The 25,007-nt window shown below is 67.8% G+C and carries 27 protein-coding genes and 2 pseudogenes; 13 read left to right on the forward strand and 16 right to left on the reverse strand.

Annotated elements, in window-relative coordinates:
• Positions 1-131: 131 nt before the first annotated feature.
• Complete coding sequence (locus IG94_RS0131645) at positions 132-545, reverse strand: hypothetical protein (protein ID WP_031045171.1); 414 nt, start codon at positions 543-545, stop codon at positions 132-134.
• A 99-nt stretch (positions 546-644) separates the two neighbouring features.
• On the opposite strand from IG94_RS0131645, the gene IG94_RS0131650 reads away from it, so the two are divergent.
• The 4 genes from IG94_RS0131650 (at position 645) to IG94_RS0131670 (ending at position 4,872) form a co-directional block, all read left to right on the forward strand.
• Positions 645-1,415: an IS5/IS1182 family transposase gene (locus IG94_RS0131650; RefSeq protein ID WP_031045174.1), complete on the forward strand. Its 771-nt coding sequence runs from the start codon at positions 645-647 to the stop codon at positions 1,413-1,415.
• Between the two features lie 415 nt (positions 1,416-1,830).
• Positions 1,831-2,109, forward strand: coding sequence for a hypothetical protein (locus IG94_RS0131655; protein WP_031045177.1), 279 nt, complete (start codon positions 1,831-1,833; stop codon positions 2,107-2,109).
• 61 nt (positions 2,110-2,170) lie between these two features.
• A protein-coding gene (locus tag IG94_RS44410) for an IS630 family transposase (RefSeq protein WP_428837411.1) occupies positions 2,171-3,237 on the forward strand; the annotation gives its coding sequence in 2 pieces (ribosomal slippage) (positions 2,171-2,614 and positions 2,617-3,237; 1,065 coding nt in all).
• 444 nt (positions 3,238-3,681) lie between these two features.
• Complete coding sequence (locus IG94_RS0131670; RefSeq protein WP_031045186.1) at positions 3,682-4,872, forward strand: helix-turn-helix domain-containing protein; 1,191 nt, start codon at positions 3,682-3,684, stop codon at positions 4,870-4,872.
• A gap of 82 nt (positions 4,873-4,954) precedes the next feature.
• Here the strand turns inward: IG94_RS0131670 and IG94_RS43740 are convergent, their stop codons facing one another.
• From IG94_RS43740 to IG94_RS42665, 5 genes and pseudogenes are all read right to left on the reverse strand, one after another.
• On the reverse strand, positions 4,955-5,254 hold the full coding sequence (locus IG94_RS43740; protein WP_224326572.1) for a DUF6207 family protein: 300 nt from the start codon (positions 5,252-5,254) through the stop codon (positions 4,955-4,957).
• Positions 5,255-5,359: 105 nt separating this feature from the next.
• A pseudogene (locus IG94_RS0131680) lies at positions 5,360-5,569 on the reverse strand (HNH endonuclease); the annotation flags it as partial.
• The gene (locus IG94_RS44255) at positions 5,566-5,754 is read right to left on the reverse strand and encodes a transposase family protein (protein WP_224326596.1); all 189 of its coding nucleotides are present in this window, start codon (positions 5,752-5,754) and stop codon (positions 5,566-5,568) included. The gene IG94_RS44255 and the pseudogene IG94_RS0131680, both read right to left, overlap by 4 nt.
• A 241-nt stretch (positions 5,755-5,995) precedes the next feature.
• Entirely contained in the window at positions 5,996-6,649 is a 654-nt protein-coding gene (locus tag IG94_RS42660) for a DUF6461 domain-containing protein (protein WP_157852351.1), read from the reverse strand.
• Positions 6,650-6,748: 99 nt separating this feature from the next.
• Complete coding sequence (locus IG94_RS42665; RefSeq protein WP_157852353.1) at positions 6,749-7,681, reverse strand: NucA/NucB deoxyribonuclease domain-containing protein; 933 nt, start codon at positions 7,679-7,681, stop codon at positions 6,749-6,751.
• Positions 7,682-8,580: 899 nt separating this feature from the next.
• On the opposite strand from IG94_RS42665, the gene IG94_RS43750 reads away from it, so the two are divergent.
• Complete coding sequence (locus tag IG94_RS43750; RefSeq protein WP_052410953.1) at positions 8,581-8,865, forward strand: DDE transposase family protein; 285 nt, start codon at positions 8,581-8,583, stop codon at positions 8,863-8,865.
• Positions 8,866-8,899: 34 nt separating this feature from the next.
• Here the strand turns inward: IG94_RS43750 and IG94_RS40975 are convergent.
• The 5 genes and pseudogenes from IG94_RS40975 to IG94_RS0131720 all read right to left on the reverse strand — a co-directional run.
• A pseudogene (locus tag IG94_RS40975) lies at positions 8,900-9,226 on the reverse strand (transposase); the annotation flags it as partial.
• Between the two features lie 468 nt (positions 9,227-9,694).
• Positions 9,695-11,191 (reverse strand): UvrD-helicase domain-containing protein, encoded by a 1,497-nt coding sequence (locus tag IG94_RS0131700; protein WP_031045199.1) that lies wholly within the window; start codon positions 11,189-11,191, stop codon positions 9,695-9,697.
• A complete protein-coding gene (locus tag IG94_RS40980) occupies positions 11,191-11,661 on the reverse strand; it encodes a hypothetical protein (RefSeq protein WP_224326573.1) in 471 nt (156 codons plus the stop codon). Before IG94_RS40980 ends, IG94_RS0131700 begins: the two co-directional genes overlap by 1 nt.
• Before the next feature lie 2 nt (positions 11,662-11,663).
• Complete coding sequence (locus IG94_RS44415) at positions 11,664-12,476, reverse strand: DUF6083 domain-containing protein (RefSeq protein WP_224326575.1); 813 nt, start codon at positions 12,474-12,476, stop codon at positions 11,664-11,666.
• A 171-nt stretch (positions 12,477-12,647) separates the two neighbouring features.
• Positions 12,648-12,911, reverse strand: coding sequence for a helix-turn-helix transcriptional regulator (locus IG94_RS0131720; RefSeq protein ID WP_031045211.1), 264 nt, complete (start codon positions 12,909-12,911; stop codon positions 12,648-12,650).
• Between the two features lie 638 nt (positions 12,912-13,549).
• Between IG94_RS0131720 and IG94_RS43755 the strand changes: the two genes are divergently transcribed.
• Together IG94_RS43755 and IG94_RS0131730 are read left to right on the forward strand one after the other, a co-directional pair.
• The gene (locus IG94_RS43755) at positions 13,550-14,125 is read left to right on the forward strand and encodes a hypothetical protein (protein ID WP_224326576.1); all 576 of its coding nucleotides are present in this window, start codon (positions 13,550-13,552) and stop codon (positions 14,123-14,125) included.
• 195 nt (positions 14,126-14,320) lie between these two features.
• The gene (locus IG94_RS0131730) at positions 14,321-14,971 is read left to right on the forward strand and encodes a hypothetical protein (protein ID WP_031045217.1); all 651 of its coding nucleotides are present in this window, start codon (positions 14,321-14,323) and stop codon (positions 14,969-14,971) included.
• Between the two features lie 564 nt (positions 14,972-15,535).
• On the opposite strand, the gene IG94_RS0131735 is transcribed toward IG94_RS0131730, so the two are convergent.
• The gene (locus IG94_RS0131735; RefSeq protein ID WP_031045220.1) at positions 15,536-15,961 is read right to left on the reverse strand and encodes a hypothetical protein; all 426 of its coding nucleotides are present in this window, start codon (positions 15,959-15,961) and stop codon (positions 15,536-15,538) included.
• Between the two features lie 112 nt (positions 15,962-16,073).
• Positions 16,074-16,502 (reverse strand): VOC family protein, encoded by a 429-nt coding sequence (locus IG94_RS0131740; protein ID WP_052410954.1) that lies wholly within the window; start codon positions 16,500-16,502, stop codon positions 16,074-16,076.
• A gap of 513 nt (positions 16,503-17,015) precedes the next feature.
• Between IG94_RS0131740 and IG94_RS0131745 the strand changes: the two genes are divergently transcribed.
• From IG94_RS0131745 to IG94_RS0131765, 5 genes are all read left to right on the forward strand, one after another.
• A complete protein-coding gene (locus IG94_RS0131745) occupies positions 17,016-17,624 on the forward strand; it encodes a putative 2OG-Fe(II) oxygenase (protein WP_224326578.1) in 609 nt (202 codons plus the stop codon).
• A 67-nt stretch (positions 17,625-17,691) separates the two neighbouring features.
• Positions 17,692-18,744, forward strand: coding sequence for a beta-propeller fold lactonase family protein (locus IG94_RS0131750; RefSeq protein WP_031045231.1), 1,053 nt, complete (start codon positions 17,692-17,694; stop codon positions 18,742-18,744).
• Positions 18,745-18,846: 102 nt separating this feature from the next.
• The gene (locus IG94_RS0131755; protein WP_031045233.1) at positions 18,847-19,533 is read left to right on the forward strand and encodes a hypothetical protein; all 687 of its coding nucleotides are present in this window, start codon (positions 18,847-18,849) and stop codon (positions 19,531-19,533) included.
• Positions 19,530-20,822, forward strand: a complete 1,293-nt coding sequence (locus IG94_RS0131760) for an MFS transporter (protein WP_078892500.1) — start codon at positions 19,530-19,532, stop codon at positions 20,820-20,822. Before IG94_RS0131755 ends, IG94_RS0131760 begins: the two co-directional genes overlap by 4 nt.
• A complete protein-coding gene (locus IG94_RS0131765) occupies positions 20,819-21,931 on the forward strand; it encodes a DNA glycosylase AlkZ-like family protein (protein WP_052410955.1) in 1,113 nt (370 codons plus the stop codon). Before IG94_RS0131760 ends, IG94_RS0131765 begins: the two co-directional genes overlap by 4 nt.
• 106 nt (positions 21,932-22,037) lie before the next feature.
• On the opposite strand, the gene IG94_RS39010 is transcribed toward IG94_RS0131765, so the two are convergent.
• The 3 genes from IG94_RS39010 to IG94_RS0131780 all read right to left on the reverse strand — a co-directional run bounded on the left by IG94_RS39010 (position 22,038) and on the right by IG94_RS0131780 (position 24,147).
• Positions 22,038-22,208 carry a hypothetical protein gene (locus tag IG94_RS39010; protein WP_224326580.1) on the reverse strand — a complete coding sequence of 57 codons (171 nt, stop codon included), beginning with the start codon at positions 22,206-22,208 and terminating at the stop codon, positions 22,038-22,040.
• 190 nt (positions 22,209-22,398) lie between these two features.
• Positions 22,399-23,382 (reverse strand): hypothetical protein, encoded by a 984-nt coding sequence (locus IG94_RS0131775; protein ID WP_031045243.1) that lies wholly within the window; start codon positions 23,380-23,382, stop codon positions 22,399-22,401.
• 12 nt (positions 23,383-23,394) lie between these two features.
• Entirely contained in the window at positions 23,395-24,147 is a 753-nt protein-coding gene (locus IG94_RS0131780; protein ID WP_031045246.1) for a serine hydrolase, read from the reverse strand.
• Between the two features lie 509 nt (positions 24,148-24,656).
• Here IG94_RS0131780 and IG94_RS0131785 point away from each other — a divergent pair.
• Positions 24,657-24,890, forward strand: coding sequence for a hypothetical protein (locus IG94_RS0131785; RefSeq protein ID WP_157852355.1), 234 nt, complete (start codon positions 24,657-24,659; stop codon positions 24,888-24,890).
• Positions 24,891-25,007: the final 117 nt, after the last annotated feature.

Consider the following 25,007-nt stretch of genomic DNA (forward strand, 5'->3'; position numbering starts at 1 on the left):
CTACGGATGATTGCTGCACGCGCCCGGTTCCCCACCACACGGATCATGATCAACGATCAAGGTCTCGACGCGCTACCGCCAACCATGCACGAGCTCGTAAAGGTTGTCCCGTAAGCCCACGAGGCTGAGGGTCATGCTGCGTCAGGGTCGGTGCCGATGGCGCCGGCCGAGCGAAGGGAACGCCCGAGGTCTCCGGTGAGGATGCGCGGGTGTCGCCGCCACCACCACAGGTCGGGGCCGGGCAGCCTGTGGAACTGGTCGAGTGCTTGGCCGTCGTCGTCGACGGTCGCGGCCCTGTACCGGTCGTCCAGAGCTTTGATCCGCGGGGTCCAGAACTGGACGATGTGTTCGTCCAGCAGGATCCATGCCTCGTGCAGCCAGTTCCGGCAGTAGAGGTCGTTGGTGTACTCGTAGATGTCGTCGTCGTAGCCGCGCTCGATGGCGCTGACCAGGGAGGCCCACGCGTTCACCCTTTCAGTGACCGTGAACGCCGTTCGCCAGCCGCGCTGGTGCAACAGCTCCCCCACCTCGGTCTCCGTAGCCACGGGCGGAGGATCTCACGCGGAAGCCATCCGGGCGATCGAGATACTGTCCCGCCAGAGGCTGCGGGCCCTGAAGCATGATCAAGGTGAGACGATCTCGCCGTGGCTGGTGTGATCACGGCGTCGGAACCCTCCTGGATAGCCCCGTTCACCGGGCTGAGCCCACGACAGTTCACGAAACTTGTGACCGCGTTACGGCGGGAGGGCGCCGACCCGGTGAGCAGAGGCCGGCCCTGGGGCTTGCCGCTGGAAGACAGATTTCTGCTGGTGGCCGCGTACTGGCGGACGAACCTCACCCTGCGGCAGCTGGCCCCGTTGTTCGGGGTCTCCAAGTCCGCCGCGGACCGGATCATCGCCCACCTCGGGCCATTGCTCGCCCTGCGGCCTCGCACGAGGTTCCGGAAAGACACGGTGCTGATCGTTGACGGCACCCTAATCCCCACCCGAGACCACACGATCGCCGAGCAGTCGAAGAACTACAGGTACTCCACCAACCATCAAGTCGTCATCGATGCCGACACCCGTCTGGTCGTCGCAGTCGGCCGGCCGGTCCCGGGGAACCGCAACGACTGCAAGGCATGGGAGCTATCCGGAGCGAAGGACGCCATCGGCCGGACCACTGTGATCGCTGACGGCGGCTACCGGGGCACTGGCCTGATCATCCCTCACCGCCGTGGCCCCGGTCGGGCCGAACTACCAAGTTGGAAAGAGGAACACAACGCCTCTCACCGCAAGGTCAGGGCCCGCGTCGAGCACGCCTTCGCCCGGATGAAGAGCTGGAAGATCCTCCGTGACTGCCGCTTGAAGGGCAACGGCGTTCACCACGCCATGCTCGGCATCGCCCGCCTCCACAACGTCACCATCACCGGCTGAACCGAGCAGGCAGGTCAGCAAGCACGACCGTGATCAATTACGGGACAACGCTTAGTCACCCCAGAGGGGCGCCACTGCTTCGAATTGCACATGGATCCACCCGCATGCGACCCACAGATGACTCATTCTGGTCGTTTCACCGATCGCGAGTGAATGAAATTGACAGAATTTTTCAGCACTCGCGCCAGGCGTGCGAAGATACGTAACCCGAGGAGTTTTCCGCACTTTCGGCGACAGAATTCCACCCACCTGGAGCAACGCAACAGATCGCCCCCATATGGGGCTTTTGATCCATTCGCCTATCACCGTCCGCGTCTGTAGCTTCACCCTCAGGTTGGCGTGCGGGCCTTCGTACAACGTCTCCAAACCTCGTCCGAAGGCCCGCGCGCTCAAGACAGTCCCGAAAGGAATGCCCATGGGCTTCTCTTCCCCTCGTCACCGCCGGGTGAAACTGCCTGCCGGCCGCATCGCCCGCCGCAAGCGTACGACCCGTAACGAAAAGATTTGTAACGCGAACCGGTTTGGCAAGCCGGTCGTCGCAGCGTTCCTCGGAATCGTGTTTATCGGGTACGTGCTCGTCTTCGCCCCGTCGATTCACGTAACCGTTTCTTCCGAGACCGCCGCCGCCCTCGGTGCCGCGCTCTCCGGCGCTGCCCTGCGCCTCGTGCAGACCCGCCGCCACCGGCACTACTGAGGTTGAACTCGTGGTGTCGTAGGGGCTGACGGCTGGCCGTCCGCTGGGGTATCACCAGGGCATGCGGTATCCACAAGGGGGCGGGCTGACCGCCGAACGGCAGCAGTTCCGCGAGGAGTTACGGCTGAAGGCTGCCGAGAGGTTCACCCAGGGCGAGGCGAGCTCGGTGATCGCCAAGGACCTGCGGGTCAGCGTCCGCTCGGTGCAGCGATGGCGGCAGACGTGGGACGAGGGCGGTCCGCGAGCCCTGCGGTCACAAGGGCCGGCGTCACTGCCCAGGCTGAGCGAGAAGCAGTTCACGCAGCTGGAGGCGGAGCTGGCCAAGGGCCCGGCCGCGCACGGCTGGGAAGACCAGCGCTGGACCCTGAGCCGTGTGAAGACGGTGATCGGCCGGCGCTTCCACCTGACCTACACGATCCAGGGCGTGCGCAAACTGCTGGTGCGCAACGGCTGGTCCTGCCAGGTGCCCGCCCGACGCGCCATCGAGCGGGACGACGAGGCGGTGGCCGGGTGGGTCAAGGAGGTGTGGCCCTGCGCGGAAGACTCGCGGCGGTGAGTGGAGCGTGGCTCGTCTTCGAGGACGAAGCCGGATTCTCCATGACGCCGCCGCATGCCAGGACCTGGTCACAGCGCGGCCGGACCCCAGTGGTGCGGGTCCGCGGCCGATCCCGCAGACGCATCTCCATCGCAGCGCTGACCTGCTACAAACCCGGCAACCGGTCCCGGCTGATCTACCGGCCACGCCGGGACGACGGCCGCCGCGACGGACGCAAGAGCTTCTCCTGGCGCGACTACCGGGACCTGCTGATCGCCGCCCACCAGCAGCTCGGCGGCCCGATCGTGCTCATCTGGGACAACCTCAACGTCCACAAAGCCGCCGGCCTGCGGGAGTTCGCCGCTTCCCGGGACTGGCTGACCATCTACTACCTGCCGCCCTACGCACCCGACCTCAACCCCGTCGAGGGCATCTGGTCACTGCTGCGGCGCGGCTGGCTCTCCAACGTCGCCTTCGCCACCCCCGAACACCTCGTCCAGCGCATCAGACGCGGCCTCCGCCACATCCAGTACCGCAGCGACCTCATAGACGGCTGCCTCGCCGAAACCCGCCTGACCATCAGAGCCACCTGAACAACCCGCCGACATCACGAGTTCAACCTCAGTAACAGTCTCCACGCAGGAGGGGGCCGAGCCCACCTGGGCCCCCTCCTTCCTTCCCACGGGCCACGGTCCGCCTTCCCGGACCCTCCTGCGCCCCCTCGGGAGCGGTGTGCGACGAAACCAGGGACTCTCGGGTACATCCACGCCGCGCACCCCTCTGTGAACCCCTTTCGTTACGGACGGACAACCATGAGTCACCCCTGCGAGTTCTGCGGTTCTCCCCTGGGATCAGGCCCCGGGAAGGGCCGACCCCGCAAGTACTGCGGCGACCCGTGCCGCCAGGCAGCCCACCGGCGCCGCAACGGCGGAAGCACGCCCGGCCTCCCGCACAGCACGGCGGAGCAGCCGGCCCTCCTCCGGGCCGCTCAGGCCACGCGGACCGAAACGCACAGTCCGTGTGCAGGCGACGAGCTGATGATCGAGCTCGCACGAGACATCCAGGAGCAGGCCCGCACCCTCGCACGACTGCTGCCGACGATGGAGGGCGAGACACCTCTGCGACACGTCGCCCAGCTTCAGGAGCAGCTCGATGTCCTGACCGCCGCGGCAGTCGGCCGGGCACGTCACCAGCGCGTCGTCTGGGCCACGGTCAGCACGATCCTCCGCATCAGCGAGGACACGGCACGGCACCGCTACACCGAGCGCTACATTCTGCGCCGGCTCTCCCGCTTCAACCGCTCCGGTACCGCTCTCACCTCTGCCTCACGCCTCTTCTCCCCGCAGCCGCCCGGCGCCAGGAAGGCCAGCGGCCCCGACAGCGACGGAACCACCCCGGAGCAGCAGCAGTCCGCGCCGGCGGGGTCCGTGCGGGCCGCCTACAACCGGCTCTCCCCGATCCTGTCGATGCTGGTGCGTACCGCGCAGCTCACCAACAAGGAGCTCAGCAGCCAGATCGGCTGCTCCTCTTCCTATACCTCCCGCATCCTGTCGGGAGAGCGTGTCCCCACCTGGGAGCTGACCCGCAAGTTCGCCCAGGCGTGTGGTGCTGATCCAGAGGTGCTCCGGACAGTGTGGGAAACCGAGAAACTCCGTCCCGCCACCGCCGTCCCCGCTGCCGCTCCCGCCGCACCGAGCGCCGTCGAGGAGCTTCGTACCGCCATCCGCACACTCCACCTCCGCGCAGGCCGTCCCGCCCCCGGCGACATCGCCGTTGCCAGCCGCTGGGTCCTCAGTGCCGGCGCCGTCGCCTCTCTCATCGACTCCGCCGTCCTTCCGCCCCTCGACGTGCTCCGCACCTTCGTGAAGCTCCTCGGGGGCGACCCCGACTACTTCGGCCGACTTCTGAACAACGCCTGCCGCGAGACCTCCGGCCCTGCCCGCAGCCAACCGCCGAACAGTCCCTCCCCCACCGGCAGCGCAAGGCAGCACACCACGGTCCCGCCCACGTCCCAGACGAGGCAGGACACCTTCGCGGGACCCGACGCCGTCATGAAGGCCTTCAGCAAGGTCCTCACCGAGGACCACCCCGCCGAGGACGGCCGCGCGCGGCTCCTCACCAAACTCGCCACCACACCCCCCACGCCCCGCCGCCCCCTGTCCACCGCCACCGACGCACTGCGGCAACGCCTCTTCCCCTCCCCCATCACTCCTCTCGGACGAACATGACCACCGCGCCGCTGCCCACCAGCGGCCGACGGACGCATGCGGGTCACAGCAGGCACACGGCCGGAATCCGGGCTGGCCTGGTTCAGACCGTATGCCCCGAGGCAGGAACCTCCAGCGCCCCCGCCGACGAAGAAGTCGGCACCTCACCGGAGACAGCACGGCACGGATGCAAGGCAGGACCGACCTCCTGGCGCAGATCCAGGTAGCAGCGCAGTCGCACTCCTGGCTCGCCCGGGGTCTGGGTGGTGCGGTCGGCCACCGCAGTCGCCCAGCGGCCGGCGAGGGCCGTCTGGACTGCGAGGGCGGTGGCCTCGTCCGCAGACGCAACGTCGACCACGGCCAGCCCCTTCTCCGCCACGTGTACTTCCCTGATCGTCTCCACGTCCTCGACAACGCACCGACCCCCCGGCCCGGTACGCCGCTTCCCACGGTTTCACCCGAAGGCGGCGTACCGGAGCCGGCGCGTGCGGGCGTGGTGGCCGGACGGCTACACGGCTGGTTCGAACGTCACCGTCTGGGCGGGGCAGTCGGCGGCGGCTTCACGCAGGGCCGCTACCTCGGCCTCGTCCGCGGACAGCGCCCAGCGGAGCTTGGTGGCGGTCCACTCGGCGACGTACCGGCAGTGCATCTCGGCGGCCGGCGGCAGCCACTGGGCGGGACCCCGGTCGGACTTCGAGCGATTCGAGCGGTGCCTCACGTCCGCGACCGCACGTTCCGCGAGAAGCCGAGTACCCGGCAGACCCACACGGGCACGTCGCTGATCCATTCCGTGATCGCGGTGAGCGAGCGGGCGCCGGCCAGGACACTCGCCGCTGCCGCGGCGACCAGAGCGGACAGCCGGTAGCGGCGGCCGCGGTACGCCTCGCGGGTCGGGCACCAGATTCAGGAAACCGGACAGTGCGACCGCGTCCGCCAGCGGAACCGGCGCGGCAGCCCGGCTCAGTTGGTCCAGCGCGGTGGGTATAAGGGAAGATGCAGATGCAGGCACGGACTCGCCAGGTGTTCATGGGACTTCGACACTCACATGATCACCGAGCCCGTGCCTGCACCCGCGTCTACCCCCGGCCCGAACCGGGCGTCCGCTCCGGGATCGGACCAGCACGACGTTCTGGACGGATCCCGGTCATGCATCGGCCCCTGGCCCGATCGTCCCCAGGCGTCTGCCCAAACTGGTTGCGGTTCCGGCTGTGGTGGTTTCCCCGGGACGGTTGGGCTCAGCCCTCGTAAGGCCTTCTCGATCTGGATCCTGGACGGTCACGGACAGCAAAGGACCGTGGAGGAGCGCTGTTGTCAGGTAGTGCCCCGTATATTCTGCTAGCACTTCAAGACATGCCGTGACACCGTCCGAAGAGTCGGTGAGTCGCTTGACCCTGCCTGCGAAGTCGTGGCCGCTTGGTACGGAGGAAGTGTCGCTTCCAGGCTCGAACGACTCAACGAGTTCTTCATCGGCCAGGTACTGCAGCGTGGTAAGCGCATGCCCAGTCCGACTCAAGATGAATGTTTCTGTCTCCTTCGATAGCTCACGTCGGATTCCGGGTGTGAAGCCGATGCAGTTATCGAACTCGATACAAAACGACCAGCCACCGAGACTTCCCGCGCGCAGTGCGGTACTGGTTGCGGTCGGCTCATAGATTCCGAACCACTCCTCGGACGTGAGCCATCGGGCTTTGGAGGTGTCGGCGCCATATACTTCGAGTATGTCTTCAACGCTGCGCCCCGCCGACAACGCGAGGCAGAATTGTCCCGATTGAGCCAATGTCCAGGGCTCTGCCGTCATCGCAACCTCCGTCACCAAGGAGTGAAACTGCCAATATTGCTGTCGCCTGGCCGTGCGCCCGCGGCATCAACTGCGGGCGCACAACTCCAGCCCGATTTACTACAGTTCTACGACCAGATAGAAGGGGTCTTTTTCGATGATTCGCTGATTCTGAATCAGGTTACTGTAGGCCGTGCCGGCCAGCTGGTTGACTTCCCGGGGGACGTGCCCGCGGACGCACGGTTCAGTGTACGTGACAGGTCTGGCGGGATCCGCCTCGTAAATGTTCCACACGCCATTCTCAAGGAGTGGGACGATCTCCGCGCAGAGGCCCCCGTCGTTTCCTCCCTGCTCAGTTGAGGCGAATGGGAACTCGTCACAGGAGTCATCCGGGACGATATCGTCGGGCTTCCTCACGAAGGGAAGCGAGCTCTGGGTACCGCAGGTCTTCATCCGCCTCGCCTCTCCGTCCAAGGCTCGGGTCATAGGCTGCCCTGAATACCGGCCCCACTTGCCAGGAAGGTTGTATTGCGCCCAGTCATAGGTGGCGGCAGCTGCGCCGTAGGTAGCTATCGGCAGGTCCAGCTGAGGAGTCACACTGGGAAGTGCACAGCCTGTGCTTGTGTTGCCCGACGCAGTCAGTGCGGAGTCGCATCGGATGGGACGAGGATTGTCCCAGTTCACTGCAGGCAGGGGAGTAGGTGCAGTACCAGTCCTGAACATGGTCAGGCGATAGTTGACCGTGGCCGCGTCAGCCACACCGACCGCTGGAACGTTGGAGTAGGACACCCTCCCCGTGGCCACGCCCAACTCCGTCAACACCTTGTTCCCCGCCCACGGATTCTTGCTCGTCGCCGTGCATTGCGACGTGCACGACGCTTCGATGGCGACACTCATGCTCGTCACCTGGCCGGTGAGGTCAACGGCCTCGACTACGAGATCGTCGTCCCATGTACCTGAGCGCGGGTTGAGCGTAGCGCTGGAACTCACGTAGAGGATCGCCGTGCCGAGGACCTCCTGCTGTGAACCTCGCAGTGTGTACGTCACCTTCATCTCGCGAAGGCAGGCGCTCAGGCGCTCAAAATGCCAGTAGCCACGATCTGCGATCCCGCAAACTTGATCGGCAGCGGCCGAATCCGCACGGCTTACAGCGGCTGTGCGGGAAGATGGTGCAGGGGCTGGTGCTAGCGAAGTGCACACGCGCGTAGCGCCGGAGTGCCGCTCTGCGGATCCTGGAGCGGTTGGCGAGCAGGTCTCCTTGATAGAGGAAGCCTGCACCGTGTCCGACGATGCGGCGGCACGCTGAGCGGACCGATTTTGCACCGTCCCAAGCAGTCGGCCATGCGTGCGCTCAGGCTCCGAAGTCTGCGTACTTGCCAGCGCCTGATTGGGGAGCAAGATGAAGGCGAGGGCTATTGCCGCCAGCGCAGCGCCCAGTCTTCGCCAACTCACTATAAGGTCCTTCCCTTTTACGGTTTGTAGGTATGACTAGCACCAAGCCGAACTCATGGAGGCGTCATGATCAACAACCTGGTAGCTGAACGGTACATGGCAAGTGCACGTTTCGGGTTCGTTTGCAGGGGTCGTTGCATGACCGGGATCCGTCCGGATGACCGGCACGGTCATCACCGCCGACGCCCTGCACACCCAGCAGGCCCACGGCACCTACCTCCGCGAGCGCGGCGCCCACTACATCGCCCAGGTCAAGGCCAACCATCCCGGCCTCTTCGACCGGGTCCGCCGCCTGCCCTGGCGCAACATCACGCTCGATCACCATGACCGCACCCGGGCCCACCACCGTCTGGAGATCCGGTGGCTGAAGACCGCCGCCTTCGCCCACCGCGACTATCCCGACGCCCGGCAAGCCCTGCAGTTCGTGCGCTGGAGGAGGGACTTCACCAGCAGCAAGCTCACCATCGAGCGTGTCCCCCTGATCACCAGCCTGCCGCCCGGTGATCACCAGCCTGCCGCCCGGTGCGGTCACCGGCGCCCAGCTCGCGGACTGGATCAGAGGCCACTGGAAGATCGAGAATCTTCTGCACCACGTCCGCGACCGCACGTTCCGCGAGGACGACTCCAAGATCCGTACCGGCCATCTACCACGCATCATGGCCAGCCTGCGCAACCTCGCCATCGGGATCCATCGTCAGGACGGCCACACCAACATCGCCGCCGCCCTACGTCACACCGCCCGTGACTGGCGAAGGCCCCTGGCCGCCCTCGGCCTCACCGGATGAATGCGGACAGACCTCGATCATGCAAGGGACCCTGCGACGGCCCGACGTGATCCCCCCTTTGAGGGCCCTGACATGAGAGCCGTCGATCGCGCAGTCGTCCATCTCCAGCAAGCCGGTCTTGCGCAGTTCGACGAGGAGTTCCGTGTGCAGCCGGGGGCCAGACCCGGGCTTCGGTCCAGTCCCGCAGGCGGCGCCAGGCGGTCACGACCGAGCAGCCAACCACACTGGCGGGCACATCCCGCCAGGCCACACCTTTGTGCAGCACGTAGGCAATGCCCGCCAGTGCAACGCGGTCAGGCACCCGAAGCCGGCCTGGGTGTCGGTGCCTTCGCGCGGGCTGTGGTGGCAGCAGTGGGGCTATGCTCTCTCACAGGTCATCAGGGACAAGATCATCGGACACCCCGCAGACACTGCCCACGAATATTACCGGCCGTCAGCCGATACGCCGATCTCATTCTGAAACGATCAGTTAGAACAATGATTGGGTATCCAGCCGTGCTGCAAGGCCAGGATCACACCGTGCACACTTGCCGTGTCCCGCATGCGTGGTACCCCAGCCCGCGGTAACCGCCCCTGCGGCAAAGGCCCCCTTCCGATGAGCGCTCCTTCAAGGCGCAGAACCTGCCCGTACCTCAGCCGCCAGCGCCCCACCGCCACCGACTGCGCGGGCCGATCGTCGTGGACGCGCTGACTCCCTCAGCGAGGCTCGGCCGATGCGGCGTACGGAGAGGCCGTGTTGACGCGTCTGGTTGCGCATTCGGGCTGGCTGCGGTTTTGGTGACCGCGTCGGCACGTACACGGTGCAGCGGGGTCATCGAGGTGTGAGCCCTCACGCGGGTGCAGGCGTTGGTGGCAGCTGTTGGGCGGCGATGCCGTCGGGGTGGTCATTGATCCAGGACAGGCCTTTGAGGTCGAGGCGTTGGCGTGCTCGTGTGACGGCCACGTAGGCCAGGCGGGCTTCCGCGTCGTCGATGGGGCCGGGAGTCGGTGGTGTGTCGGTGCCGCTGGCGGGCGGGCCGCTGTGCGGAGGGGTGAAGTCGTCGGCGATGAGTACGCGCGCCCATTCCCGCCCCTTGGCCTTGTGGGCGGTGGAGACGGTTGCCTGTGCCTGGGGCTCGGGAGCGAGTCGGGCCACGGCGGTGAGGATGGCGTCGGTGCCATGAGTGTCGACGAGGTGGACCAGGGGCTGCAGGTCCCGTCCGGCGGGGTCGTGGGACGCGTAGTCCTGAAGGTCGCCCCAGTGGGCGAAGAGGGTCAGCTCCGGGTGGTGGGTGCGGCGGCCTTCTTTCAGGTCGCGGGCGGCCAGGGCCAGCGTCTGCAGGCTCTCTCCTCCCCCGGCCAGAGCTACCTTGAAGCCGGCGGCCATGAGTGCCATCACCTGGGCCATGGCGCCGCCGTTGGTACGGCACAGCACGGCGTCGGGTCGGGTGACGGGCCCGAGTTCGGTGGGGATGTCGGGCGTTCCGGTGAGGCGGATCTGCGCGTCGGCGAGGTGAAGCCAGCGGTTGGCCTCTGCGGCGAGGCGGGGACCGAAGCGGAAGGACTGTGACAGGGTCAGGCGAGTGCCGTTGAAGCCGGTCATGATGTCTTTGGCTCCGCGCCAGTGGTAGATGGCCTGCGCCGAGTCGCCGACCATGACCAGCTGGGCGTGGTCTCGCTGGGCAAGGAAGATCTGCTCGACGACGGGATTGGTGTCCTGGGCCTCGTCCAGGAGCAGGAAGTCGGCCGCGAGGACCGGCTGGGTCAGGGCCCAGATCTTGAGGTAGTGGTCGTGGTCGAAGCGGACGGCGCCGTCGTGGGGGTGTTGCAGGTCGGCCCAGGCCTTTCGGGCGTAGGGGACGATGTGTGAGGCGAGCTGGGCGTGGAGTCCGGCGTCTTCCAGGCCGCGGAGTGGGAGTACGTGGTCAGGGGTGATGGCGGGGTCCGCGGAGTGGCAGAAGCGGGAGACGGTGCGCAGGACCGCGTTGGAGAGTGCCTTCTGGGTCACTTCCCGTTGGTCGATGCGGATGGCTTTGGTCAGGCCGAGGTCCTGTCCGCTCCTCCATGCGGGGCGGCGTGGGGCGTTCAGGCGGCGGCTGTATCGGTGGCCGACGGCGGCGTAGGCGAGGGCGTGGGCGGTTTTGCACTGGACGTTGCCGGGGAATCGGGTGGCGGCGTTTTGGGCGATGGCTCGGTTGTAGGCGAGGTAGCGGCCTTGGCGTTGGGTGGTGCGGGCCAGGAGGTCCAGGGTGGTGGTCTTGCCGGTGCCGGCCCCGGCTTGCAGGGACAGGTGGTCGCCGTTGCGGAAGGCGTCGGCTGCGGCAATCTGTTCGTGGGTGGCGGTCATCATGGTGCTGCTCCGGGTGTGCGGGCCAGGACGTGGCCGAGGGCTGTCAGAAGGTGGGCGGGAGTGGTGCCGGTGAGGAGGTGTGTGACCGCGCGGCAAAGGCGTTCGGTTTCGTCTATGTCGTACTGGTCCAGCGCCCGGCGCAGTGTCTGCTCCACCATCTGTTCGAGGCTCTGGCCGGCCTCCTCTGCGGTGCGGCGGAGGGCGGCTTGAGTGGTGGGCGGCCAGGCGATGTTGAGCAGGACCTGTCCGTGTTGGTCGGGGTAGTGCGCGGTGATGACGTCGACGGGCAGGCTGCCGAGGTGCCGGCGCAGGCGGTGTGCGGCTCGGCGGGCTGTCTTGCCGGGGCACAGTGCCATCAGGCGTGTGCCGTCGCAGTTGGCGGCGAGCGGGACGGAACGGGTTGCTGCGCGGAGTTCGGCCGGGCGGGCGGGACGGGTGAGTACAACTTCCAGAGCGTGGTGGGGCATGGTCACGCCCTTTGAGTGGGGCAGGGTGACGAACGCGTGGGGCGGGTGTGGTGGTGGCCGGCGTGGCGAAGGGGGTCGCTGGCCTGCCGTCCGGTCGGGCTGTGGCCGGTGGCGTCATCTGCAGGGCTTGGGCAGCGGTGGGTGCGCTGGCGCAGTCGTTCACCGCGGTCGAGCCGGTTGAGAGCGTGGACCGCGGCCGGCGGCGGGGGTTGGCCCGGGCCTCGCTGTGGGCCGGGCTGTAGGAGTCTCCAGGCGCTGGCAGGGACGCGAACGGCCAGGAGGCACTGGACACGGGGGTGGCGCCGGGAGGGCTGTGCCACGCGGCTGGTGTCTTGGGCCGGCGTGGGGGCCGGGTAGGGGTGGAGCAGGATGCACCTGAGCGGGCAGGGCTGTGGGGCGGCCAGCTGTTGTGAGCGGTGTGGCTCGGGGGCAGGCAGGCCGTTGTCGAGGGGGCGGCGGGTGTTGAGTACGAGCCGCAGGCGATGGGCGTCTGGGCGTGGCGCTGCCTGCGGGACGCGGACGTGGCCGGGGCTGATGAGCCGGTGCGGGGTTCGGCGCCACGTGTTGCTGGCGTCGTCGGGGCGGGCGGTGCCGGGAGTGAGGTGCCGGCGGTAGTCCGTGGGGGCCTCGTCGGTGATCAGTTCTGCGGGATGCGGGGCGGCGGGCCGACGGTCGGCGTCTGTGTGGAGCTCGATCCGGTGGCCGCAGGTACGGCGGGTCCGGAGATGTTCGTGTAGGAGGCGGCTCGGGCTGGTGGCGGGTACGTGCGGGCGCCGTGGGCGGGCCGCGTGGGTGCGGGTGGGGTGGGGACGCATGCGGCGGACCGTGCCAGTCGGCACGGCGCAGAAGGTGTTGCGGCTGCCGCAGGTCCCGCGAACGGCCCAGTACGCGCGAATGCGTGAGCGGATGTCCGTACGTGCGTGCGGTGGCTTCTCGCCTCTTCGGGTGATTCGGCGCGGCGTGGATCGCGGGGTGCGGGGGGCCTGTCAGGCGTCGCTGCGGCCCGGTGGGGTGTGGTTGGTGCACAGTGCCGCGAGGAGCTGCTCGATGGGTACGTCGAAGACGTGGGCGAGGAGGTGCCAGGTGGTGAGGTTGCCGGGGGTGCGGCCGTGTTCCAGGTCGATGAGGGTGCGGCGGGCCAGGCCACTGCGGCTGGCGAGTTCGTCGAAGGTCCAGCCGCGTTCGCCCCGCAGGCGTGCGAATTCCACGCGTAGTGCGCTGAAGTCGGGGTCGGGGGGCAAGATCGTCACTCCCCCATCCGACGGTGCAGAAGACTGCCCTGTCAGTGCGAGTTTCTGCACTATCTGTGCTGGTGAGGGTGACGTTTACGGTGCAGGAATCTGCACTACCGTTCTGGCGTTCTGGCGCCTGCCGCCAAGACCCCTGCTACCAGTCGCGTTCACGGGAGGACGACGAGCCGATGAGGCTGGCCGCTACACAGGCCGCGGTGCGGCGCGTCTGGACGGTCGAACTGCGACCGCAGGCGGAAGGACCGGGGCTGTTCTGCCTCCAGTGCCAGGCCCATGCTCCCGTGGCGGATGCGTCCTCGGCCCGTTCGGCGGCTCTGGCCCATCTGGCCAGCCATGCCCGCACGGAGGTGCTGCCCGGGCATCTGCGCACGTGCCAGTGCCGGGCCCTGGGCTGTTCCTGGCACCCCCGCAGCCGGGGATGCGGTGGGCGGGTACTCCTCGCGCTCACCCGCCACGCCGGTGGGCGCTCCTGGCGCCTGGCCGACACCTGCGCCTCCTGCGCCTCAGTAACCGGCGGTACCGCCCTCGTACCGGACACCCTGTTCGGCGCGCCACGGCTCGAGTCGGCAGGACGCGTGCCGCGGCGTCCCCGCCACAGCGCCTCTTCCGGGCCTGGCGAGCGAGCCCGTGTGCGGGAGATGCTCACCTACCTGGCCGCCGCGCTCCCGCAGTTCACCTCACCCGCTGCCCGGCTGCTCGCCCTGCAGTGTGCCCTGCGTGCGGACACGCGAGGGTATGTCGTCCTTGCGGACGGGCTGCTGCGCAGCATGCGGTTGCGCGGGCGCCAGGAGCTGTGGCTGGAGCTGGCCCAGGCCGGCTGGATGGAGGCAACCGGCACGCAGTGCGGGTCAATGACCGTACGGCTGCTGGATGCCGCAGTGCTGGGCCAGGCTCCAGGCCGAAGTGAACGGCGTCGCGCCGCTCACTGGGCACTGCACCCGGCGCCCCTGATGCTGGCGCCGGCAACGTCTGCCGCACTGCGGTTGACGGCGCTCGTACTCGCCTCGCATTCCATCACTTCCGCAGTCAGCACCAGCGACCTGGACACAGTGTGTCGCCTGTGCGGGCACTCCCCGCAGCAGACCAAGGAACTGCTCGACCGACTGGCCGCGGCACACGTCTTGCTGGCCTGGCGCCACCATCACGACACCGATGAAGTGTCCTGGCAGTTCACGCGCCAGCAGCCGGGCGGCTCGGCAGACCGGGACAGGTAGTGCTGCAACTCCCCGCCCCCGTACGGCGATGGGCACGGGCTTAACTCAGAGGAACGATCCCCGTCCTTCGTCCGTACTATCTCTGCACCGGGGTATACACAGTGGTTGCTACGGTTTGCCAGGAACAACCAGGGCGTTTACCGTCCGGCAGCCACCTCACCCTCTCCGCCCTCTGATATCAGGGAGAAATAGCCCATGCCGGAGACCTCGACCCCCACCGAAGTGGCCTCACAATACGCCGCCCAGGTGGCTGGCGACCTCGAGCACAACGCCAAGGAGCGGGAGCGCATCGGCGCGGACATCGCCGCGCTTCAGGAGAAGCTCACCGCCCTGCAACATGACCACAGTGTGCTGGTCAACATCCAGCAGGCACTGGCCGGCGCTGGGCCCGGGGCTGCCGGTGCGGACACTGAAGTGCCCTCACCCCGCAAGAAGGTGGCCGCTGAGCCTACCGGTGACAGGGGCTCACGAGCCGAAAAGACCACGGCAGCCTCCCGGGGTCGCACAGCGACCAAGAGGCCCGCCACCAAGAAGGCACGTGCCATCAAGACTTCGGCCGAGGCAACCTCGGCGAAGAGCAACGCGCCCACGCTCGTCGAACTCGTCCGCCGGTATCTTGCCGCGCAGAGCGAACCGCGATCCGCCGCAGAAGTCCATGCCGCGCTGAACCAAGCTCACCCCGAACGCGCTGTCCAGACCACCGTGGTGCGCAACACGCTCGAAGGCCTTGTTGCCAAGCAGCAGGCACAGCGCACCAAGCAGGGCTCCTCGGTCTACTACACCGCGAGCGGTGAGCCTGCACCCGTGGCAGCGTTCGAAGCCACCGCAGCCGGGAAGGGTAAGTAGAGACCCAGGCTTTGCGTTCCCCCCGGCCGGGTCTCTGTCTTTCGCGTATCGCCGCCTGCAACAGACTGGCACGATGAGACCTGGCCGGGCGAGCGACGGCCTTCGATGACGTCCGCTCTTCGCTCCCTGCGGATTGCTCGCTACCGCGACAGGAGCCACTGGCCCGCTGAGGCAAGCGGGTCCGCCAGGGCTGCATCACTCGAGGCACCGGCATCGTAACGGGCTTTGTGCTTCCGTATCGCAGCGGCTGGAGCGGCACCAGTCCCCGACCGCCTGGGGTTCCGTCCGAGTTCGTGTCGGCTATGTCGCTCGCGGACGCCGGCTTCTTCCCCGAGGCGGTGACGGTCGCCATCGCCTTTGCGGCCGCTCCTCTGGGATACCTCGGTCGCCCCTCGGGGGCAAGGCCCATAGACGGCCGCACAGGCCGCCCGCGAACACACGTGCGGCGATGCCTATCGGCAGACGTTCGCAACCGGACGTTCGCGGTTTAGGAGATGGTCGCCCGAGTGGTTCCGTAGTTCAGTGTGAGGGCTGTTTCGAGGCAACTACGAAGCCCTGCCAGCGCTATCGTCGGTTGAGGCCGGGCAGGACGACCCCGTAGGAATCCAGCATCTTCACGGTGCGGGCCTGGGCCCGGTCCTTCATGTGCGGCCAAGCGGCTTCCACGAGGCATCCTTCATGCAGCAGTTGTTCGAGAACCTCAAAGTACACGGCACCTCTGACGTGCTGTGAGGGATGGTCCACGATACGTTCCACGAAGTCCCAGCACCGTCCGAGCAGTTCCGGGTCCGGGATGGGTCTCTCCAACTGCGGCATGAGGACGGGTGCCGTGAAGCACTCGGCCAGTACCTCGTACAGATCCAGGAAAGCGTCGCGGGCCACGGCGGCTGAGTCTGCGGGCATCTGGTACTTCTCCGCGAAGAACGCCGCGGATTCGGGGACACTGTGCAGCAGCAGGGGGAGAACCTCCTCGGCGGGGAGGTCACTCATGGCTTTCCTGTCTTCCTGAGCGGCGACCATGGTCGCTGAAGCAGGGGCGCGTCAAAGACACCGTATCCGCTTCCTCCGGCAGCTGTCATCCCTCCCATGCTGGGCCGGTCCCTCACGGCGCTACGGCGACGAGCTCGACCTCGAAGCCGTCGCGGTTCTCGATGTAGGCGGCGTACTGCTGGGTACCGCCGGCGTGAGGGTGGCGTTCGGGGAACAGCAGGCTCCAGCCAGCGTCGGCGATCGCCTTGTCGGTGAGGGTGTCTACGTCGGCGCGGGTGGCGACGTGGAAAGCGAGATGGTTCAGCCCGGGTGCGCAGCGGTCATGGCGGTGGTGGACGAGGTCGGGTGACTGTTCGAAGACGAGGTAGGTGGTGTGGTGACGCCAGCTTCTGCCGTTGTCCCAGGTCTGGTAGAGGGTGTAGTCGAGGGACTCGAGGAGCCAGGCCCAGTCTTCGATGGCTCGTTGGAGGTCGGGGACCCAGATTTCGACATGGTGCAGGCCCCCGTGGAGGACCTGGTTGGTGTCGGAGGAGGTGGGCATGGGCGGAGGAGTCCTTGCTTTGAATGGCGGCGTGCGGGACGTGTACCGGGTGGGTGCATGGGGTGCGGGCGTGAGTGTCTGGGCAGGGTGAGGTGGCTGGTGGTGCAAGGGGGACGCCGACTCTCGGCAAGGTATATCGAGTACGCCGCCTGTTGCGCCGTTTTCGCTCATTGTGGGGTGGCGTGGGGCTCTGAGGCACGTGAGGCGTACGAGGCGGACCGGTGGGTGGCGGGCTGGACATGCGGGCGAACACGGGAGCGATTTGGTTGCCGTGTGTGACGCCCAGGAGCGAGAAGAACGGTTTTTTCAGAGTGCGCCCTTTGTGCGCCTCCCCGTGCTGCGGAAGGTGCCCCTTGCACACAGTCGCCGTCGGACCGGAGACTGATTTCACTGCCCGAGTGATTTTTTCGGCACATTCCGGGATGGTTCATGCTGGGCTCTTCAGATACTTCTGCGCCTGATTCCTCAGGCACGTCCGCAGGGACGCATCTGCTTCAGGCTTTCCCTACTCCTGTGGCGCGTCTTTCTTATCCGAAAGCCGGTGAGCTCAATGCACGGCTGGAGGAGTTGGTCCTGTCCCGGGTGGGGGGCGGGAGGAAGGACTTCGGGTACAAGACGGAGTCGGCGGGTGATCTGGCGTCGTGGGGTGATCCGGGGCTGGAGGAGCTGACCCGGTGGGTGGGGCGGATGGCCGGCCAGCTGGTCGAGAAGCTGGTTGGGGTGTCGCTCGCCGAGGCGTATCTGCGGTCACGGGAACGCGAGGGCGAGGGCGGGCGGGCGCCAGTGGTGGGTGTAGTGGCTCGCCGCAGCTGGGCGAGCGTGTATCGCAGCGGTGACCGGCATGAGCCGCACTTCCATCCCAATACGGCGTGGTCGGCGATCTACTATGTGGCCGCTCCGGGGCCCTGTGAGCTTGATCTGCTGGATCCGCGGCATTTTGTGGACTACTTCGATGCGGGTATTTCCCTGGCCGGGGAGGAGCAGCGGGTCCGTCTGGTGTGTGCGCCGGGCGATCTGGTGCTGATTCCGGGGTGGCTGCGGCACGCGGTACCCACATTCCAGGATGAGGGAGTGCGTATTTCTCTTTCCTGGAACCTGAACTACATGGCACGTTCCGGCTGACCATTCTCTAAAGCTGGAAGCAAGAGGACAGCGAGTACGGAAAAAGTCGAAGAAAAGGGAGCCAGTGATGGCGCGTAACGTGCAGTTCTTCACGACCGACACCGACGACGGGACGATCTCGGTGGTGGCGAAGACAGGGCCGGGCGAGCACCGGCGGATCGAGCAGATCCGTGTCGGCAACGCCCCGCGGGGTGGCGTCAAGTTCACCGCGGACGGGCGGGGGTTCGTGTGCAACACCTCGCAGAACACGGTGTCGGAGATCGACGCGGTGGCGTTGGAGGAGGTGCGGCGGATCGAGGTCGGGCACGGGCCGCGCGGTCAGGGTCTGCTGCCCGGGGATCGCTACCTGCTGGTGTCGAACTCGGGCAGCGACACCGTGAGCATCGTGGACCTGGAGCTGAACGTCGAGCTGCGGCAGGTGCCGGTGGGCCGGGACCCGCGGCACATGGGGATCACCACGGACGGCCGCACCGCGTACGTGTGCGTGTGGGGCGCCGGGCACGTCAGCAAGCTCGACCTGTCCGCGCTGGTCGACGACGGGGACGCGGCAGGGGTGGCGGAGGTCGCGCAGATCCCGGTGGACCGGTACGCGCACCCCTACAGCCTGGCCATCGACCCGTCGGGCCAGCGCGTGTTCGTCGCCAACACGCAGGCACCGTACGTGACGGTGATCGACACCGCCACCGACGCGGTCACCAACGTCGACATCGGGTTCATCGGCGGGAGGGCTATCCAGTTCAGCCCGGACGGGCGGCATGCACTGCTGACGGTGGAGACCGTCAGCCGGGTCTACGTCATCGACGTGGAGACGCTTCAGGTCACGCGGCACATTCCGGTGGGTGCCGGCCCGCGCGGTCTGGTCGTCGACGCCCGTGACGAGACCGCCTACGTCACCAACTTTTCGAGGGCCACGGTGCTGGGGCTGGCGCCGGAGCTGGACTACGAGCCCAACACCCTCACGGTGATCGATCTGTCCTCCGCGCCGCTGGACCGCGACGAGGACGTCTTCGCCTGCGAGCCCGTCGTCGTCGGCTACGGGCCGTGCTCAGTGACGATGTTCGACCTCGACACGCTGCCGGCAGAGGCCCGCGCGCAGCGTGCGGACCGTCTCCGCGCCTGACCCCTCCACGCCCCTGGGACCGCTCGTTCCCGCGCACGGTTGCCGCGCGGGACGAGCGGTTGTCACCGTCTCTGTTCGCCGCACAGGAAGTCTGCTGCTGTTTTGGCTGATATCGAGTTCACCGCGCTGTATCCGTGGTCGCTGCTGCCCGACAAGCCGTGCGTCGACCGGGCGGCGGCCCGGGCCGAACGCGACTTGTATGCGGCCCAGTTTCGGCATGTGCGCGTGACCCGTCTGCCGCAGGACTGTCCGCCGTGGGTCATGGGGCACACGCTGGGCTGGACGGTGCGCTCGCCGGTGTCCTGCACGATGACTCCGATCAAGGACACCGATGTCGGGATCCCGGACGGGGAGGAGGCCCGGGCCGTGAGCCTGCGGGCCGGGGGCGGTCAGATGTGGCGCCGCGGAACCGACTGGATCTCGGTGGCCGGCGGACAGTGGATGCGGCTGTACGACTTCCGCAACGGAGCGGGTGAGTGGGAGGGGATGTTCCTGCCCAACGGGCAGGGCAGCGCTGAGTGGCGCCTCGGCGTGGCCGTGACGGTCGCCGAACCGTACTTCGTGCTGGTGCTGCCGCTGGACCCTCCCCTTCACGGGCTGGAGGTTCCGGTCGGTGTCCTGCGGGCGAAAACCGTCAACGCCATGACCGGCGGCGGAGGCATCAGCATCGCCGTGCGCCCCACCCGGCCCCTCACGGTGCGCCGGGGGCAGCCGGTCGCCCGGCTCCTGCTGCTGCACCCCGACACCGTGCGCGCCACCGCCTCCGACATCCCCTGCCCGGCGTCATGAGCGCCGCCCGCCGCCGACCTTCCGACGGCTCGCTCACGCTTGTCCTGCGGCCGCCCGCCGGGCCGTTGCTGGGGCTGGCGTTCACAGCCCGCACCGTCGCCGCCACCCTGCCGATCACGCTGCTGCTCGCGCTCGCCGACCGCTACGGCTACGCCCGTGCCGCACTCGTCGGCGGCGGCCACACCCTCGTGCTGGCCTTCCTGGTCCCGCTGCGGGGCCGGCTCCTGGACCGCTACGGGCACCGGCACGCCCTGCCCGTCATGGCCGCCGTGGCCATGACGCTGACGGCACTGGCGGCCGTCAGCGTCACCGCCCGGTGGCCGTGGTGGACCACCCTGTTCCTGGTCATCACCGCCAGCATCAGCGGGCCTCCCCTCAACGCGGCCCTGCGCTCGGCCTGGCGCCGGCTCGTCGACCCGCAGCACCTCAAAACGGTGCACACCGCCGACAGCCTCCTGGAGGAAGCCGGCTTCGTCGCCGCTCCCCTGGCCGCGGGCACCGCCGTGACCCTCCTGGGCGCCATCGCCGCCTACCAGACCGCCGCCGCCTGCTACCTGCTCACCATGGCCCTGTACCTCGCTGCGGCCCGGCACTGGGGCCTGAGCCCCGCCCTCCCCCCTGCGGCCCCCGCGCGCGGGCGGGCGGCGGGGCGTGCGCACCGGTGGCTCGGGCCCCTGGCCCAGCCCCGCATCCTGATGATCATGGGGCCGCTGCTCGTCATGGGCTGCCTGTTCGGCGGAACCGGCATCTACGTGCCCGCCTACAGCCAGGCCCAGCACGCCACCGCGCAGATCGGGCCCCTGCTCGCCGCGATCTCGGCCGGCGGCGTCATCGGAGGCCTCCTCTACGCCGTACTGCCCACCCGCCGCATTCCGCCGTGGACTCTGTACCGGCTGCTGACCGCGGGCTTCGCCCTGCCCGGCTGCTTCCTGCTCCTGGCCCACCAGCCCCTCGTCCTGGCCGTCCTGCTCCTGCTGTCCGGACTGTTCGTCACCCCCCTGTTCATCACCGCGTTCCTCCTCCTGGACGCCACCGCCACCGACGACGTACGCGTGGAGGCCAACACCTGGGTCGGGGCCAGCACCGACATCTCCAACGGCATCACCGCCATCGCCATCGGCGCCCTCACCGCCGGCCAGCACTTCCACACCGCTCTCGCCGTCCTCTCCGCCTGCGCGGCCGGCGGCCTGCTGACCGCCCTCCTCCTCACCCCTCCCCCACAGCCCGCGGCAGCCCCCGAGCCCGCCGCACAGCCCGGCCCCGGCAGCGAGGTACCCGCCGGCCCATGACCCCACCGCTCCGCCTCACCCCGCACGAGGCACGGCGTATCGCCGTCGCCGCCACACTCCTCGACCCCACCGCCCTCAGCCTGGACGACGTCCTGCAACGGCTGCGGATCGTCCAGCTGGACTCCATCACCGCCCTGGCCCGGGCCCACCAGCTCACCCTCACCGCCCGCCTCCCCCACCTCACCACCAGCCAGGCCGACACCCTCCTGCACCACCAGCAGCGTCCCCTCACCTTCGAATACCCGGCCCACGCCCACGCCCTGGTCCCCCTCGACGACTGGCCCCTGTGGGCGTTCCGCCGGCGCGCCGCCCGCCGCCGTCCCGAATACCCGCCGCCCGCCGAACGCTGCCGCATCCTCGCCCTGCTCCGCGAACACGGCCCCCTGACGCACGCCGGCCTGCGCCCGCCCGGTGCTCAGGCGTCGGCCGGCTGGTCCTGGGGGCCCGCCAAACGGGCCGTGGAGTTCATGCTGTGGGCCGGCGACCTCATCTGCGTGCACCGCACTGCCAGCTGGCAGCGCCTGTTCGACCTGCCCGAACGCCACCTCCCCGACCACCTCCACACCGACACCCTCACCGACGACGCCTGCCTGACCACACTCCTCACCCACGCCGGACGCGCCCTGGGCACCGCCACCACCAGCGACCTCGCCGACTACCTCCGCATCCCCACCCGCCACGCCACCCGACTCCTGCCCCACACCCCGCTCCTGCCCACCACCATCCCCCACTGGCCGCCCAACACCTGGACCCACCCCGACGCCCTCAACCCACCCCCCACCTCCCCCGAACAGGCCCAGCTCCTCGGCCCCTTCGACAACCTGGTCTGGAACCGGCCCCGCACACGGCGCCTCTTCGGCTTCACCCACGTCTTCGAGGCCTACAAACCCGCCGAACACCGCACGTACGGCTACTACGTCTGTCCCCTGCTCACCGACGACCAGCTCACCGCCCGCGCCGACCTCACCCGCAACGGCCACCACCTGACCGTTCTCCGCACCCATGCCGAGCCCGACGCCCCAGCCGATACCCCCGCACGCCTTGCCCGAGCCTGCCGCCGGCTCCAGCACACGCTCGCGGGAATCGCGTTCGGCGCTGGCCCGGCATGACCACGAGGTGGTTCGGTCGAGTCGTTCCCATGGCCACGCATGGCCGGGGCCGGGCTGTCAGCGTTTGACGCGGTTGCGGACGGCGGCTTCTTTGCAGGCGGCCGGGTCACGGTAGTGCCCGAGGTTCGCGGCGAGAGGGGTGGGCGAGCCAGCCGTCGACGTCGGCCTGGACGTACCCGCCGGCTCGCCGGGTGAGTTCGTCCCGGACGGCTTCGTCCCCGGTATGAGGCTCGGTCTGCTCCAGCGTGCCGAGCTCGCGCAGCGCCTCGTCGGCCATGTTTTCGTGCCGGGACGCCTGCCGTGCGTCGCACCGGGTGTCATCGAGGGCCGCGACGACGCCAGGGCGTCGGCGGCGTCGTCTGGTGCGCCACGAGGCTCCGGTGGCCCGCATACCGGAATCGGGTCGGCGTCCTTGTTGCCGGGTGCTATGACTGCGGTTTTTGTGGTGTCCGAGACCACGATCATCGTCAGGGCGCTCCGGCACCGAGGCCTGTCCGGCGCGGATTGCCGCGGTCGATGGTGAACACGACGCTACTGCCTGTCTGTAGCGGGGTGGTGAAGATCGCATGGGCGGCCGCCTGGCCGAACGCCGGGTGAGTGCGGCCGTGTTGGGTCAGCCCGCCCGTACCGAGGCGGCTCAGTCCGGAGACCTGCGTGTTGAGAATCTGAGCTCCGATTGATTCTCCAACGGTCAGCCGATATTCGGCGTCCAGGACGGGTCTGAAGAGGTGAGCCTGGACCCTGATCTCTCGGTCCGTTCCCAAGTACTTGCGAGCGACAACGCAAAACTCCACAGAGTGGAATCCGCTGTGCCGGTGCAGCTCTGACAGGGGGAACCTGAATTCGACGGCCGAGGATCCTCTCAGCGTGGACTGGTGCGGTGACGCTGGTTCCAGTTGCTGGCCGTCGACCCGTACGTGATCGACGCGGAAGCTTTCGCGGTCCATCATCTCAAGCCCGTCGTCTATCTGCCAGCGAAACACATACCTGTTGTCGTTGGCCAGGACACTGAACGGCTCGTCGGTCAGAGAGGACACACAGATGAATCTTAGTTCCCTGGGAATTTCCGGTACTTGGTAGGAGACCCTCATTGCTTGCACGGCATACCCGTCGGCTCCGAGGCCGTCCAGGTGGCAGTCCCATCGGTAGCGGGTCAGTGCGCCGGTGAAGAGGTTTTCACGGATCGGTTCGAGGACTTCGCGTAGAGCGTGGTCAATGGCCTGGTTCACCTGCAGCGTTGTGTCGCGGATGGTGATCTGGCCAAAGATGAAGCTAACCATCGCGGCCGAGACCAGCGTCGTGCCAACGATCTCGAATGATTTGACGATAACGTCGTCGTGAGCGCGGTTCACCGAGAGGACCAGGGCCACCGCTCCGACCAGTAGCACCAGGAGGTTGTAGATGCGCACCGTGCGCCGAACTTCTGCGATGAGGTAGCGCTGGTCGGCCATGGGTGAGTCCGACTACACAGGTTCCCCGAGGACCCGCCACACGTCTGCGATGCAGTCGCCGATCTCAATTCCGACTGTCGCAGTGTCCGGCTGATCCTCGCTGAGGAAGACAGCGATGAGGTCGTGGTCGCGGCCGTAGAGAATGCCTGCGTCGTGGGCGAGGCCGCGCAGGCTGCCCGTCTTGTGTGCGACATGGAGGTCGTCCGGGAGGCGCAGTGGCAGGCGAAAATTGCGCATGCTGTTCCGTAGGGCTTTGATCACGGGCTGCAGCTTCGGATCTGCGGCGGCATACTGCAAGATCAGTGCCATGTCGTTCGCTGTCGTGATGCTGTTTCTTGCCGTCGGGCCCAGGTCGTTGTCGGTGAATCCCACGCGCATGTGTGTGTGATGCGCGCCGGCCCGCGCAGCAGTGGCGGTCACGGCTTCCATGCCGACGAGGTCGGTCAGGTAAACGGCGACGGGGTTGTCACTGGTGGCGAGCATCAAACCGCCGAGCTCCGCCAGGGTGAACTCGTGCCGTTCATCGAATACCTCAAACAGGGACGGGTATGCAGTACGGCTGAGGTCTGACCGCGTAACGACCTGGGTGGCGTCATGCTGCTCCAGCAATGCGATGAACAAGGGCACCTTCATCAGGCTGGCGGCAGGGAAGGTGCGATCGGCGTTGCGCTGAGCGCACAGGTCCCTTCCGCGCATGGAGCGCAGCACAACAGCTCTGGACGGGCCGTTCTGGACGAAGGAGTCGATGCGGCCATCGATATCCATGCAGATCCCCCACACCCTCGCCAGGCTTGGTCAAATCAGGTTAGGCCCAGCCAGTTCGGACGTCCATACCGCTCATCGCACGGGTAGTTCGCTTGGCAGTCCGGCTCCTGCGCAGGTCCTCCCGGCAACGTCGCAAGGGCGTGCGGCCAGTCGTGTGGGCGCGGGCCGGTGTCGGGTCCCGAGCGGCTTTCGCTTGCGGCAAGGGACACGGCGCGCGTGACGTGGGGCAAACATGCCGTCAGGTGGCTACGACCGCGCGAAAAGCAGGGCCAAGGAAGCCTGCAGGCTCGCCGTGTGGTAGCCAGAGTGGCCTGTCCGTCACAGAAGAGAGCCCTCTACGACGATCAGGCCCAGGCTCTTCGCCCCCCCCCACCCCGGGCCTTGACCCCTGATGCTGGACACACGAGACACTGGATCTAGTGCTGTGACCGCATAGACACCTCACGACCCCAAGCAGTCAAGTCGCAGCCGTCAAAGCAGTTGGGAATGCGGTGTTCTCATCGAACAGTTTGCATCGCTGGGGCGAGGCCCGGAGGGCGGAGAAGGCCGGGGACCATGCCTATGACGAACTCGTCCGCGGCCACCCCGACCTCTACCAGCACATCCGCACGCACCTGGCCCGGCACGAGTCGCGCTATGGTCGGCTGGAGCCGACGGTGCCGCGAGGGCAGCTGCGTGCCCGGGTCTACGACGAGCTCGACCGTATGCGCCCAGCGCACCCGGTTTCGCCCGCTCACGGCTGACGCCTGGCGGGGCAGACACCGGAACAAGTCCGAGTACCGTTCTGCGCGTCAGCGCCATCCTTATCGTGAACCGACCGTTCCTTGCCCGTTGCCAGCTACTCGACGGCGGTCATAGCG

It is taken from the genome of Streptomyces olivaceus (assembly GCF_000721235.1).
In the GTDB taxonomy this organism is placed as follows: domain Bacteria; phylum Actinomycetota; class Actinomycetes; order Streptomycetales; family Streptomycetaceae; genus Streptomyces; species Streptomyces olivaceus.

What these genes read in the sequence shown, in the direction of transcription:
- IG94_RS0131655 (WP_031045177.1), top strand. Translation starts at nt 1,831, where the DNA reads ATGGGCTTCTCTTCCCCTCGTCACCGCCGGGTGAAACTGCCTGCCGGC.
- IG94_RS0131670 (WP_031045186.1), top strand. Translation starts at nt 3,682, where the DNA reads ATGATCGAGCTCGCACGAGACATCCAGGAGCAGGCCCGCACCCTCGCA.
- IG94_RS42660 (WP_157852351.1), bottom strand. Translation starts at nt 6,649, where the DNA reads ATGACGGCAGAGCCCTGGACATTGGCTCAATCGGGACAATTCTGCCTC.
- IG94_RS42665 (WP_157852353.1), bottom strand. Translation starts at nt 7,681, where the DNA reads ATGAAGGTGACGTACACACTGCGAGGTTCACAGCAGGAGGTCCTCGGC.
- IG94_RS0131700 (WP_031045199.1), bottom strand. Translation starts at nt 11,191, where the DNA reads ATGACCGCCACCCACGAACAGATTGCCGCAGCCGACGCCTTCCGCAAC.
- IG94_RS40980 (WP_224326573.1), bottom strand. Translation starts at nt 11,661, where the DNA reads ATGCCCCACCACGCTCTGGAAGTTGTACTCACCCGTCCCGCCCGCCCG.
- IG94_RS44415 (WP_224326575.1), bottom strand. Translation starts at nt 12,476, where the DNA reads ATGCGTCCCCACCCCACCCGCACCCACGCGGCCCGCCCACGGCGCCCG.
- IG94_RS43755 (WP_224326576.1), top strand. Translation starts at nt 13,550, where the DNA reads ATGCTCACCTACCTGGCCGCCGCGCTCCCGCAGTTCACCTCACCCGCT.
- IG94_RS0131730 (WP_031045217.1), top strand. Translation starts at nt 14,321, where the DNA reads ATGCCGGAGACCTCGACCCCCACCGAAGTGGCCTCACAATACGCCGCC.
- IG94_RS0131735 (WP_031045220.1), bottom strand. Translation starts at nt 15,961, where the DNA reads ATGAGTGACCTCCCCGCCGAGGAGGTTCTCCCCCTGCTGCTGCACAGT.
- IG94_RS0131740 (WP_052410954.1), bottom strand. Translation starts at nt 16,502, where the DNA reads ATGCCCACCTCCTCCGACACCAACCAGGTCCTCCACGGGGGCCTGCAC.
- IG94_RS0131750 (WP_031045231.1), top strand. Translation starts at nt 17,692, where the DNA reads ATGGCGCGTAACGTGCAGTTCTTCACGACCGACACCGACGACGGGACG.
- IG94_RS0131760 (WP_078892500.1), top strand. Translation starts at nt 19,530, where the DNA reads ATGAGCGCCGCCCGCCGCCGACCTTCCGACGGCTCGCTCACGCTTGTC.
- IG94_RS0131765 (WP_052410955.1), top strand. Translation starts at nt 20,819, where the DNA reads ATGACCCCACCGCTCCGCCTCACCCCGCACGAGGCACGGCGTATCGCC.
- IG94_RS39010 (WP_224326580.1), bottom strand. Translation starts at nt 22,208, where the DNA reads ATGGCCGACGAGGCGCTGCGCGAGCTCGGCACGCTGGAGCAGACCGAG.
- IG94_RS0131775 (WP_031045243.1), bottom strand. Translation starts at nt 23,382, where the DNA reads ATGGCCGACCAGCGCTACCTCATCGCAGAAGTTCGGCGCACGGTGCGC.
- IG94_RS0131780 (WP_031045246.1), bottom strand. Translation starts at nt 24,147, where the DNA reads ATGGATATCGATGGCCGCATCGACTCCTTCGTCCAGAACGGCCCGTCC.